At 65.3% G+C, this 12222-nt stretch carries 12 protein-coding genes; 1 reads left to right on the top strand and 11 read right to left on the bottom strand.

All coding sequences use genetic code 11. The features are described 5' to 3' along the window. Positions 1-6: 6 nt before the first annotated feature. Positions 7-525: a flavin reductase family protein gene (locus tag AC1D1P_RS00410; RefSeq protein WP_477670341.1), complete on the bottom strand. Its 519-nt coding sequence runs from the start codon at positions 523-525 to the stop codon at positions 7-9. A 203-nt stretch (positions 526-728) separates the two neighbouring features. Here AC1D1P_RS00410 and AC1D1P_RS00405 point away from each other — a divergent pair, with 203 nt between their 5' ends. Continuing rightward, the gene (locus AC1D1P_RS00405) at positions 729-1475 is read left to right on the top strand and encodes a M14 family zinc carboxypeptidase (protein ID WP_477670340.1); all 747 of its coding nucleotides are present in this window, start codon (positions 729-731) and stop codon (positions 1473-1475) included. Between the two features lie 26 nt (positions 1476-1501). Here AC1D1P_RS00405 and AC1D1P_RS00400 read toward each other — a convergent pair whose 3' ends face one another. The 10 genes from AC1D1P_RS00400 to AC1D1P_RS00355 all read right to left on the bottom strand — a co-directional run bounded on the left by AC1D1P_RS00400 (position 1502) and on the right by AC1D1P_RS00355 (position 12179). Continuing rightward, positions 1502-2320, bottom strand: coding sequence for a M55 family metallopeptidase (locus tag AC1D1P_RS00400; RefSeq protein ID WP_477670339.1), 819 nt, complete (start codon positions 2318-2320; stop codon positions 1502-1504). After that, on the bottom strand, positions 2317-3393 hold the full coding sequence (locus AC1D1P_RS00395) for a DmpA family aminopeptidase (protein WP_477671772.1): 1077 nt from the start codon (positions 3391-3393) through the stop codon (positions 2317-2319). Before AC1D1P_RS00395 ends, AC1D1P_RS00400 begins: the two co-directional genes overlap by 4 nt. 18 nt (positions 3394-3411) lie before the next feature. Continuing rightward, positions 3412-4308 (bottom strand): glutathione ABC transporter permease GsiD, encoded by an 897-nt coding sequence (gsiD, locus tag AC1D1P_RS00390; RefSeq protein WP_477670742.1) that lies wholly within the window; start codon positions 4306-4308, stop codon positions 3412-3414. A gap of 68 nt (positions 4309-4376) precedes the next feature. Beyond that, the gene (gene gsiC / locus AC1D1P_RS00385; RefSeq protein WP_477670337.1) at positions 4377-5297 is read right to left on the bottom strand and encodes a glutathione ABC transporter permease GsiC; all 921 of its coding nucleotides are present in this window, start codon (positions 5295-5297) and stop codon (positions 4377-4379) included. Between the two features lie 42 nt (positions 5298-5339). Next, positions 5340-6890, bottom strand: coding sequence for a glutathione ABC transporter substrate-binding protein GsiB (gene gsiB / locus AC1D1P_RS00380; protein WP_477670336.1), 1551 nt, complete (start codon positions 6888-6890; stop codon positions 5340-5342). Positions 6891-6962: 72 nt separating this feature from the next. After that, the gene (locus AC1D1P_RS00375) at positions 6963-8864 is read right to left on the bottom strand and encodes a dipeptide ABC transporter ATP-binding protein (protein ID WP_477670741.1); all 1902 of its coding nucleotides are present in this window, start codon (positions 8862-8864) and stop codon (positions 6963-6965) included. Between the two features lie 26 nt (positions 8865-8890). Further along, the gene (locus AC1D1P_RS00370) at positions 8891-9901 is read right to left on the bottom strand and encodes an isoaspartyl peptidase/L-asparaginase family protein (protein WP_477670335.1); all 1011 of its coding nucleotides are present in this window, start codon (positions 9899-9901) and stop codon (positions 8891-8893) included. Then, positions 9898-10857, bottom strand: coding sequence for a MurR/RpiR family transcriptional regulator (locus AC1D1P_RS00365; protein ID WP_477670334.1), 960 nt, complete (start codon positions 10855-10857; stop codon positions 9898-9900). Before AC1D1P_RS00365 ends, AC1D1P_RS00370 begins: the two co-directional genes overlap by 4 nt. A gap of 354 nt (positions 10858-11211) precedes the next feature. After that, positions 11212-11514: a hypothetical protein gene (locus AC1D1P_RS00360; RefSeq protein ID WP_477670333.1), complete on the bottom strand. Its 303-nt coding sequence runs from the start codon at positions 11512-11514 to the stop codon at positions 11212-11214. Between the two features lie 98 nt (positions 11515-11612). Beyond that, the gene (locus AC1D1P_RS00355) at positions 11613-12179 is read right to left on the bottom strand and encodes a flavodoxin family protein (protein WP_477670332.1); all 567 of its coding nucleotides are present in this window, start codon (positions 12177-12179) and stop codon (positions 11613-11615) included. Positions 12180-12222 lie beyond the last annotated feature (43 nt).

Here is a 12222-nt window from a genome sequence, read left to right as displayed (position 1 = left end):
TGCGGTTTACAGCGGATGCTCGGTATAAAACTTGCCGCCGTGAAACAGCAGCGGCGCGGCCCCCGCGCGGTGGGTGCAGCGCTCCACTTCGCCCACGAAGATCACATGGTCCCCTTCTTCGTACCGGCTGCGGTTGAAGCACTCGAAAGTGGCGGCTGCGCCTGTCAGCAACGGTGCGCCGCCGACGCCCTCCGTAAACAGCACGCCTTTCCAGCGGTCTTCGCGCCGGCTGGCAAAGCGCTCGGCCAGCTCTTTCTGGTCAGCCGCGAGGATGTTGATGACGTAGTGTGATCCGGTGCTGAGCGCGGCCATCGATCCGGCCGCCTGCGCCAGGCTCCAGAGCACCAGCGGCGGCTGCAGCGATACCGAGTTGAAGGAGTTGGCGGTCAGCCCGACCAAGGCGCCTTGCGGCGTCCGTGCGGTGACGATGGTGACCCCGGTGGCAAACATGGCCAGCGAAGCCCGGAACTCCCGCTGGGAGAAGCTGGGGCTGCTCGCTTTGCGGGGGATGGCAGGGGTCAGCATAGAAGGGTAATTTAACCGAAGCGGTACAGGCGTACCCGCGTCAGGGTTTAGGCCGCGTCTTGCGAGGGACTGGCGGCCCGGCAGTTAAACTGGGTGCCATGCCATTTTTTCGTTCTGCCGCCTGTTTTTTTGCTATCTATTTAATAGCTGCTGGCGCTCGTGCAGATTCACCTTGCGCCGATTACTCTTCCAAACTCCCGAATGTGAAGCGTGAGCTGTGTGAGGCGGCGCAACTGCAGGCTTCGGGGACGCGTTCGGTTGACGGCCGGGTGCTCTGGGTGCGTGACGTCAAGCCCGAGCAGCCCGGCTTGCGTGTGCTGGTCGTCGGTGCGATTCACGGCGACGAGTTGTCCTCAGGGGCCGTGGCGCTGCACTGGATCAGGCTGGCTTCCCAGCCGCCGCTGGACTCGCCCCAGGCGATCCACTGGCGATTCGTTCCTGTCCTCAATCCGGACGGCGTGCTTTCCAGGCCGCCTCGCCGTACCAACGCACATGGTGTGGATTTGAACCGCAACTTTCCCACCCCCAATTGGGAGCGCGACGCGAAGGTTTACTGGGAAAAGCGCACCGGCAAGGACCCGCGCCGCTGGCCTGGGCCCAAGCCGCTGTCCGAGCCCGAGTCGCGGTTTTTGCATGAGCAGATGCAAAGCTTCAAACCCAACCTTATCGTCAGCATTCATGCGCCTTACGGCGTGCTCGACTTTGACGGCCCCTCGGTGCCGCCCTCCAGGCTGGGGCGCCTGTACCTTGACCAGGTGGGCATCTTCCCCGGCTCACTGGGCAACTATGGGGGTGTGCACAAGGGCGTACCGGTGGTCACCATCGAATTGCCCAATTCGACCCGCACGCCGCTGGACGCCGAGATGCGCCAGATGTGGCTGGACCTGCTGCGCTGGATGAGTGAGCGGGCCGTGGGGCAGGGCGCGGAACACGCGCCGCGCGTGCCTTAGAACCCATTTAGGCCGCGAACAGCTTCCTAGCGCAGCATGCTCGACATGGCCGACAGGCTGTTGACCATGCGCACCGCGGCTTCCACGGTGGGTGCGTCAAAGCCGACTTCGTTACCGTCCAGCCGCCGCAGGGCCGGCCATTGGCAAAACAGGTCGGCCAGGGCCGGCGACTGGGTCTGGATGCGCACGGCGATGGGGCCTGGCAGCACATAGGGGCGGGCTGAACCGTGCTGCACCAGCGCAGCGGCCACGCCGGCGCGGATGGCGCCGCAGGCCTGGGCCGGGGAAAGGCTGATGCCGCTGGTCTGGCCGGTGGCCCGCTTGGTTTGCACAAAGGTGGCGTGCGGAAACAGCGGACGGTGTTCTTCGATGAACACATCGTCGCCGCTGGCCATCACCACCGGTACGCCGTACTCGCCGGCCAGCGCGCCGTAAATTCCGGCTTCGCCCAGTTCAAGGCCGTTGAAGTACACGCGTGCAAAGGCAAAGCTGTTGATGGTGTGCGCCAGAATGCCGCGGCCTTGCGCGCGCGAGTGGTAGCCGATCATGCAGACCGCGTTCACGCCGTCGTCGACGCCGGCCATCATGCTCAGGTAGCGCGGCTTGCCCATGACGGCCTGGGCGCGTGCGTCCAGCAGGTCGGGCGGCATGTTGCGAAAACTTCCGTGTGAATCGTTGACCAGCACCTCGGTGGCGCCTGCATCGAAGGCGCCGGCGATGGCGGCGTTGGCCTCGTGCGTCATCAGCAGGCGGGCGCGTTCGTACTCGGGGTTGCCGGCGCGCACCTGTTCGTGGTGAAAAACGCCGGCAACGCCTTCGATGTCGGTGGAAATCAGGACTTTCATGGGGAATCCGGTGAAGATGGAAAGGAGGATGAGGAGGGCCAGCCGGGCAGCAAGTCGTGCAGCGCGTTGCGATGATGGCCGTCGCGGCCGGTGACGGCGCGGGCCTGCCACAGGGCGTGGATGATGGCTTGCTCGGTGCTGTCGGCAACGGCCTGGAACAGCGGGTCAATCAGGCCGTCATGCAGCATCGCCACGGCCGGCATGGGCCTGGCAGTTTGCTGCGGCACGGTGTAGGCGGTGGAAAACGCCAGCGCGATATCGCCGCTGCCGTGGCCGAATACCGAGCCGGTGCGGGCCAGGCCGGCGCCGGCGCGCAATGCCAGCCGGCGCAGCTGGCGTGCGTCAAGGGGGGCGTCGGTAGCGATCAGCAGGATGATGGAGCCTTTTTCCGGCTCTGCCGCGTGCATGCGATGTGCCGCCAGCCTGGAACCCAGAGCCTGGCCTGCCAGGACCAGTTGCGGCAGCTGGCCGTAGTTGGCCAGCACCAATGCGCCTACGGTGTGCTCGCTGTCCCCAGGTGTCGCCACGCGGCGCGAAGCCGTGCCTATGCCGCCCTTGAGACCGAAGCTCGACATGCCGCGACCGGCGCCGACCGAACCTTCCTCCACCTCCACACCTGCCTGTTCGCAGGCCTGCAGGTAGTGCTGCCCGGTGACAGCCATGCGCTGGATGTCGTTGAGAAAGCCGTCGTTGCATTCAAACACCAGCGGGTTGACCGTGGGCAGGCCGCGCCCCGTTTCGGGGTTGGCCGCAACGCACTGTTGGATCTGCGCTGTGGCCACGGCGGCAGCCGAAAAGGTGTTGGTGAGCGCAATCGGCGTCTCCAGCACGCCGAGTTCCTCGACCTGCATCAGGCCTACGCTCTTGCCGAAACCATTGAGCACGACAGCCGCGGCCGGGACCCGGTCTCGGAACAGGTCACCGGCATGGGGGCGCACCACCGTCACGCCCGTTTGCAGCTCGTTCGAGTCCAGCGTGCAGTGGCCCACGGTCACACCGGCGACGTCGGTAACGGCGTTGCGCTGCCCGTGCGGCAGGCTGCCGATGTGGGGCAGCAGATGGCGGGGTGTCACGACGCGGCCTTGCCCCGGCTACTGGCGGTCAAGCTTGGGGTCCAGCGCATCGCGCAGGCCGTCACCCAGCAGGTTAAAGGCCAGCACGGTCAGGAAAATGGCCAGGCTGGGAAACAGCGCGATGTGCGGCGCGTTCAGCATGTCAGCGCGCGCCTCGTTGAGCATGGCGCCCCATTCCGGGGTGGGCGGCTGTGCGCCCAGGCCCAGGAAAGACAGGCTGGCCGCCGTGATGATGGAGGTGCCTATGCGCATGGTGAGGTACACCACTACCGAAGACACCGTGCCCGGCAGCAGATGGCGCAGCATGATGACCGAGTCGGGAGCGCCTATGGAGCGCACCGCCTCGATGTAGGTCTGGTGTTTGAGCGAAAGCACATTGCCGCGCACCAGGCGCGCAAACGCCGGCACGCTGAACACAGCCACGGCCATGATCACGTTGACCATGCCGTTGCCCAGGATCGCGACGATCCCGATGGCCAGCAAAATGCCGGGAAAGGCAAACAGCACGTCGGACATGCGCATCACGATGCGGTCCCACCAGCCTTCGTAATAGCCCGCCAGCAGGCCCAGCAGCGTGCCGATCACGGCGCCTACGGCCACCGAGACCAGGCCCGCTGCCAGGGAGATGCGCGAGCCCATCAGGATGCGGCTGAAGATGTCGCGCCCCAGCGCATCCACGCCGAACCAGTGCTTGGCTGATGGCGGCGTGTTCAGCGCGTCGTAGTCAAAGAAGTTCTCCGCATCAAAAGGTGTCAGCCATGGTGCGAACACGGCCACCAGCACCAGCAGCAGCACGAAGCCGCTGGCCACCAGGGCCACGCGCTGGTTCTTGAATTTCCGCCAGAACTCGGAGGCAGGCGTGCGTACGGCAAGGGCCGTCAAGGGCACGCCGGTTTCTGCGCCGGGCTGCTCCATGGCGGGATGCGCGCTTTCCGCAGGCAACGGCTCACCTGCGATGGCAGCGTGTGGGTGTTCGGGGGTAGTCACTTGAAGCGGATGGTCGGGTTGATGATGGCGTAGAGCATGTCCACCACCAGGTTGATCAGGATGAATTCGAGCGAGAACAGCAGCACCAGCGCCTGGATTACGGGGTAGTCCCGCATCTCCACCGCGTCCACCAGCAGCCGGCCCATGCCGGGCCAGTTGAAGACGACCTCGACGACGATGGAGCCGCCCAGCAGGAAGCCGAACTGCAGGCCCATCATGGTGACCACCGGGATCAGTGCGTTGCGCAGCGCGTGTTTCACCACCACCACGGTTTCGGACAAGCCCTTGGCGCGCGCCGTGCGCACGTAGTCTTCCTTGAGGATGTCGATGAAGGAGCTGCGCGTGAAACGCGCCATCACGGCTGCCACGCCCGCGCCCAGCGTGAGGGACGGCAGGATGTAGTGCCGCCACGAATCGGCCCCGACGGTGGGCAGCCAGCCCAGCTGCACCGAAAAGAGTTGCATGAGCAGCATGCCCAGTGCGAACGAGGGAAACGAGATGCCCGAGACTGCCAGCGACATGCCCAGCCGGTCGGGCCAGCGGTTGCGCCACACCGCCGACACCATGCCCAGCACCAGCCCCAGCAGCACCGACCAGCCCATGGCTGCGATGGTGAGCCAGAAGGTGGGCGCGAAGCGCTCCGAGATCTCAGTCGCCACGGGCCGTTTGGTGCGGATGGACAGGCCGAAGTCGCCCTGCAGCGCATGGCTGAAAAAGCGCACGAACTGCTGCGGCATCGGCAGGTCCAGCCCCAGGTCGCGGCGCACCAGCTCCACGGTTTCGGGGCCGGCGTCGGGCCCGGCGGCCAGGCGTGCCGGGTCGCCGGGCAGCAGGTGCACAAACAGGAACACCAGCACGGCCACGATCAGCAGCGTCGGCAGCAGGCCCAGCAGGCGCTTGAGAAGGTAGTAGGTCATGCGGGAGCGGGTTTCTTCAGATTGCTGTTGCTGCTGCCGGGATTACTTCAGTTCCACGTCGTCGAAGTTGAAGCTGCCGTCCGGGATGACGTAGAAGCCTGCCAGATTGCGCGCACGCACCGACAGCAATTTCTCGGTCACCAGGAATGCCCAGGGGGCGTCTTTCCAGATGCGCTGCTGGGCGTCGGTGTACAGCTTGGCCTTCTCGGCACCGCTGGTGGTGACCAGCGCCTTGGCGATGTCGGCGTCTACTTCAGCGTTCTTGTAGTAGGCGGTGTTGAACATCTTGGGCGGCAGGGACTCGGAAGCCAGCAGCGGGCGCAGGGCCCAGTCGGCTTCGCCGGTGGATGACGACCAGCCCACGTAGTACATGCGCACCGGCGCCGTGGCAGGGTCCTGTGCGCTTTCCACGCGCTCCACGCGCTGGCCGGCTTCCAGCGCCTGCACCTGCACCTTGACGCCGACCTGGGCCAGTTGCTGCTGCACGAACTGGATCACCTTCTGAGCGGTGGTGTAGTTGTAGGCCGACCACAGAGTGCTTTCAAAACCGTTGGGGTAGCCGGCTTCCTTCAGCAGCTCGCGCGCCTTGGCCGGGTTGTAAGGCCAGGGGCCCAGCTTGGCGGCGTATTCCACGCCGTGCGGCACCACGCCTTCGGCAGGAATCGCGTAGCCCGAGAACACCACCTTGACCAGCGCCTCCTTGTTGATGGCGTAGTTGATGGCTTCACGCACCTTCGGGTTGTCGAAAGGCTTTTGCAGCGTGTTCATCGAGAGGTAGCGGTGGATGATGGACGGCGCGCTCGTCACTTCCAGGCTCGGCTTCTTCGACAGGCTGTCCACCGTCTCGGGCGGCATCGGGAAGGCGAAATGCGCCTCGTTGGTCTGCATCATGGCCGCACGCGTGTTGTTGTCGACCACCGGGCGCCAGGTGATGCTGTCCACCTTGGGGTAGCCCTTCTTCCAGTAGCCTTCCCACTTGGCAACTTTCAGGTAGTCGGTGGCCTTCCATTCGACGAACTTGAAGGGGCCCGTGCCTACGGGGTTCTGCGCGATGCCCTTGCTGCCGTACTTGGCCAGTGCCGCGGGCGAAATGATCACGCCGGAAGGGTGGGCCAGCGTGTTGATGAAGGGCGAGAACGGCTCCCTGAGCGTAAAGCGCACGGTGGTGGCGTCCACGGCCTCGATCTTGGCGATGTTCTTGTAGAGGTTGTAGCGCTTGAGCTTGTTGTCGGGGTTGGTCACGCGTTCGAAAGTGACTTTCACGGCTTCGGCATTGAAAGGCGTGCCGTCATGAAACTTGATGCCGGACTTGAGCTTGAAGGTGTAGACCAGCCCGTCCTTGCTCACCGTGTGGCTGTCGGCCAGCACCGGCACCATCTTCATCTCCTTGTCGAAACCATACAGACCCTGATAGAAGGATTTGGCTACGGCCTGCGACAGCGTGTCGTTGGAGTCATACGGATCGGTGCTTGTGAAATTGGACTGGACGGCCACGACCACATCTTTGGCGGCATGGGCCGGCGCGGTGGTGAGACCTGCCAGGCCGATCAGGCCAACCAGCGCGGCTGTGAGGGTGGAAAGACGATTCTTCATGAAAAAACTCCTTGAGGCGAAACGAGAGGCAAACACGGGAGACGGAAAGACAATGCGAAAGGCGAGTGGTGGTCAATAAGGGCCTCCTACCGAATGCCGTGCCACGAAATGCCCCGGCGCCACCTGGTGCAGCGGCGCCACTTGCGGCGCGTCGCCCACAGCGCGTATGGGGCTGGGAATCTCGTCGGCCATGAGTTCGCGCATCCCGCCGCGGCTGGCCGGGTCGGCAACCGGCACGGCCGCCAGCAGGCGACGCGTGTAGGCGTGCTGAGGGTTTTCGAACACGGCGCGGCGCGGGCCGATTTCCACGATCTGGCCCAGGTACATCACGGCCACGCGGTGGCTGATGCGCTCGACCACCGCCATGTCGTGCGAGATAAACAGGAAGGCGACGCCGAATTCCTGCTGCAGGTCCAGCATCAGGTTGATGATCTGCGCGCGGATCGACACGTCCAGCGCCGACACCGCCTCGTCGGCGATCACCACCTTGGGGTTGAGCGCCAGCGCCCGCGCAATCGCCACGCGCTGGCGTTGCCCGCCGGAGAATTCGTGCGGGTAGCGATGGGCCGCTTCGGCTGGCAAGCCCACCTTGCCCAATAGCCAGCGCACGCGTTCCTGCGCCTCCTGGGGCGAGGCGAGCTTGTGGATCAGCATGGGCTCCATGACCGAATAGCCGACCGTCAGCCGCGGGTCAAGCGAGGCAAACGGGTCCTGGAACACAAACTGGATGTCGCGGCGCAAGGCCTGCAGGGCCCGGCCCTTGAGCGCCGAGATGTCGCGCCCCGCGACCTCGACCTGACCGCTGTTGAATTCCAGCAGCCGGGCCAGCGAGCGGCCCGTGGTGGATTTTCCGCAACCTGATTCGCCCACCAGCGACAGCGTTTCACCGGCCTTGAGCTCGAAGCTGAGCTGCTCCACCGCATACACCTGCCGGCGCACGCGCCCGAGCAGGCCGCTCGCCAGCGGAAAGCGTGTGACCAGGTCCTGCACCTTGAGGACAGGCGGCAGGTCGTGGCGCACGGTGCTTGCGGCGCTGAAAGCCTGGCCGCCTTCGTCATCTTTGCCCTGCGGCGCGCCCGGCACCGCAAAGCGCGCTGGCAGGTCCTGCCCGTGCATGGCACCCAGCCGGGGCACCGCTGCCAGCAGGGCCTGGGTGTAGGGTTGTTGCGGCCTCACAAAGAGGCTGGCGCAGTCACCTTCTTCGACCTTGTCGCCGCGGTACATCACGAGCACGCGGTCGGCAATTTCGGCCACCACGCCCATGTCGTGGGTGATGAAGATCACCGCCATGGCCAGTTCGCGCTGCAGCTGCTGGATCAGCGCGAGAATCTGCGCCTGGATGGTCACGTCCAGTGCCGTGGTGGGTTCGTCGGCGATCAGCAGCGTGGGCTTGCAGGCCAGCGCCATCGCAATCACCACGCGCTGGCGCATTCCCCCCGACAGCTGGTGCGGATGGCGGCCCAGCACGTTTTTGGCTTCCGGGATGCGGACCAGGTTGAGCATGCGCAGCGCTTCGGCAAGCGCCGCCTTGCGTGAAAGCCCCTGGTGCAGGCGTATCGATTCGGCGATCTGCTCGCCCACCGTGAACACCGGGTTGAGCGAGGTCATGGGCTCCTGGAACACCATGGCCAGGTCGGCGCCGCGCAGGCTGCGCATCTGCGATTGCGAGGCCTGCGCCAGGTCAAGGCGCTCGCCGTTGCGGCGCGTCAGCCACATGCTGCCGCTGCCCAGGCGGCCACCGCCTTGCTCCACCAGGCGCATGAGGGCCAGCGATGACACCGATTTTCCGGAGCCTGATTCGCCCACGATGGCGAGCGTTTCCCCGGCGTCGACGTGAAAGCTGAGGCGCCGCACCGCATGCACGGTGCGCTGCTCGCTGGCAAAGCTCACGCTGAGGTCGTTGACTTCAATCACGCGCTGGCGGCCGGCAGTGGGCGTGCCCTGTGCGCCGGGCGCCGTACTGGCGCGCGTCATGTCATCCAGTAGTCCGGGCAAAGCGGTCATGCGGCGCTTTCGTCGGCTTCGCCTGCGTAAATGGCGCTCACCGGCGCCTCACCCACGCGGGCCCAGCCACGGTACATGCCTTCGGTGTTGAAGGGAAGGCTCAGGTTGCCCTGTGCATCGACGGCAATCAGGCCGCCCCGCCCGCCGATGGCCGGCAGCACGTTCATGACCACTTCCCGGGCGGCCGCATCCAGCGGCATGCCGGCATAGGCCATGCGCGCGCAGATGTCATAGGCCGCTGCGGTGCGAATGAACATTTCGCCCGAGCCGGTGCAGGAAATGGCGGCCGTGCGGTTGTCCGCATAGGTGCCGGCGCCTATCAGGGGTGAGTCGCCGACCCGGCCGGCGCGCTTGTTTGTCATGCCGCCGGTGGAGGTGGCGGCTGCCAGGTTGCCCTGCGCATCCAGGGCAACGGCGCCCACGGTGCCGAATTTTCGGCCTTCGTCCAGGGGCGCAGCGCCGGCTGCGGGCGAGCGGAACACCAGCGCCGCGCCATCGTGATCCAGCACCGCCGTGTCGGCGGCGAGCGCGCGCCGCAATTGCTCGCGGCGTGCATCGGTCGAAAAATAATCGGGCGAGACCATCTCCAGCCCCTGCGCTTCGGCAAAGGCTTCGGCGCCGGCCGCAACCAGCAGCACATGTTCGCTGCGCTCCATCACGGCACGCGCTGCGCGCACCGGTCGGCGTACACGGCTCACGCAGGCCACCGCACCGGCGCGCAAAGTGGCGCCGTCCATCACCGCCGCGTCCAGCTCATGGGTCCCGTCGTGGGTGAAGACAGCGCCGTGCCCGGCATTGAAGAGCGGGCAGTCTTCAAGCAGGTCGACCGCCAGGCTGACCGCGTCCAGCGCGCTGCCGCCGCCGGCCAGCAGTTGCTGCGCGGGCCGCAGGATGCCCCGCAGGGCAGCGTGATACGCCGCGTTTTGTTCTGCGCTGATATGGCTGCGGCTCATGGTGCCGGCGCCGCCGTGGATGGCGATAAGGGGAAGGGGCTTGGGCCGTGTCACTTGGATGCCTTTGGCAGTTTCGGTTGGGCGCGGGGTTTGCGTGGGGCAGGTGCTGCGGCATCGGTATCGGGACGCAGCCGGTCGGCGTGGTTGCCGTGCAGCCAGGGCAGCACCGACTCGGCCAGCTGGGTTGCGGCTTTGAGCGAGCCTTTAGCGCGGTGAGCGACCGCGCTGCACAAGGCCTCTATCAGTGCCAGGACGGTGGCTTCGGAGTTGGCGAAGTACTGGCTTTCGGTATGGGCGTAGAGCGCGACGGTGGCCAGCGGCGCCAGCGGCGACGTCACGCGGTCGGTCAGCGCCAGCACCGGCACGCCAGCGTCGCGCGCGCGGCGCGCCAGCAAAATGGTGTCGCCGAAATAGCGCGGGTAGGCAATGGCGATCAGCAGGTCTTCGGGCTTGAGGCGTGCCAGCACGCGCGCGCCGTAGGACGAGCTTTCCATGCTGGCCAGGAGCTGGACGTTGTCGCAGTAAGGGTCCAGCGAGCGCTGCAGCAGCCCGCCCAGCCAGCTGCTGCTGCCAAAGCCGGCAATGTAAATGCGCCGTGCCTTCAGGATCGCCGCCACGGCCTGCTCACAGCTCTGGGCATCCAGCGACTGCCGTGTCAGGTCGATGTTGCGCTGGCTTTGCACCAGGGCGGATGCAAACACGTCTGCCACCGTGGCGGGGTGCTCAAGGTTGTTGCGCAGCTTTTCAACCGGCGCCAGCGTGGCTTCAAACCCCAGCACCAGCGCGGCGCGGAACTGCGGGTAGCCGTCAAATTCCAGCGCCCGGGCGAACCGGTTGGCGGTGGCCACCGAAACCCCGAGCGTGGCGGCCAGCTCGTCGATGGGCATGGTAGCTGCTTGCAAAGGGTGAGCCAGCACATAGTCGGCCATTTGCCGGTGCGAGCGCGTCAGCGTTGGCAATAAACGCCCAATACGCTGCGCCATTGAAGGGTTGCCAGGGAATGTCGCCATCAGGATTGGGAGTGGAACTGGATGTATATAAATTTACAAAACAATTCATGATAACGAAATTTTTGATCATTTCAAATCAAATTCAGGCACCGTGATGCGCGGTGGGGTGAGTGCTGGCCGTGACCGGGGGCAGGTTTCAGGCCTCACTGCCGGAAGGCAGATGCACTTCAGTGCATCGTTGTTTAAATGAATATAGCCTGCAATGCCGGTGGATTGTGCGCTGACAGCTATTAAAACAATAGCAAATGGAGTTGCCGCCTGATACGTCGGCCGGGATGTAGATACGTCGGCGATTCGGCAAGCAGCGATTTGCCCCGGTGAGGCATGGCCGCCATGAGGCCGTTTGGGCTTGCCCTAGGACTTGAGCTTCTTGTAGGCGTGGCCCATTTCAGGGCCCTTGCTGGTGTCTTTCAACCCCCGCCGCAGATCGCGCCCGGCTTGTTCGACTTCGGCACTGGATTGCCCGCCCGTCATGTCAACGGACTGGTCGCGCTCATGAGGCAGTTCCAGGCTGGCTTCGACAGAGGTGTCTTTGGACGAACCCGCCCGCTCAGGACGTGAGCTCTGGACGCGCGGAGTTTTCGCCGGCATGCCCTTGCCCGAGACGGGTTGCTCCAGGTTGTTTTGCCGTGCGGCAGCGGATTTGGAAGATGTCATGGCACCTACTGTCGGCCCCGCCCCCCGGCAGGGCTGTCAGCCCGAAAAGGCAGCGTTTGTAGGAAACGGCCACCTTGCCTGCGCGAAGCCCGCGCGGCTCAAGCGGCCAGGAACGTCGCGGCTTGTGCCGTGGCGGCGGCATCGGCTTTGACGGCGTCGGGTGGCCCGCCTTTGCCCCACAGTTCGCCGCCGTAGTTCATGGCCATGAACTGCGCGCAGAGCCTGATTGAGTCCACCATGGGCTGCGCTTTGGCGCGGTCGCCGCTGGTGGTGATCAGCCACAAGGTTTTTTTCGCCATCTCTTCCTTGAACGGCAGGCCGGGCACGCGCATCCAGGCGCTCCAGTGGTCGAGGTAAATCTTCAGCGGCGCCGGAATGCTGTACCAGTACACCGGGGCCACAAACACAATGTCGGTGGCGTCCATCGTGGCGTCCAGCAGCATCTTCATGTCGCCTTCCGGCATGGCGTACTGGCCCGTGGTGTGGCGCTGATCGACAAACAGCGGCATCCGCATGCGGGACAGGTGATGCCAGGCCTGGGGCGTGCCGGCCGGCAGTGCGGCGGCGGCTTGCTGCGCCAGCCACTCGGTGTTGCCCAATGCGCCGGGCTCGCGTGTGGAGGTGGCGAGGAAAAGAAATCGGGGGTTCGGATTCATGGCGGCCATGGTACTGGCTGCCGCAGGCCTTTGCTTGTGCAGGGTTTGGGTA

The sequence above is a fragment of the Polaromonas sp. P1_E1_2 genome (assembly GCF_056406035.1).
The sequence above is the reverse complement of the archived record's forward strand: the minus strand, read 5'-3'. Positions and strand labels throughout refer to the sequence as shown.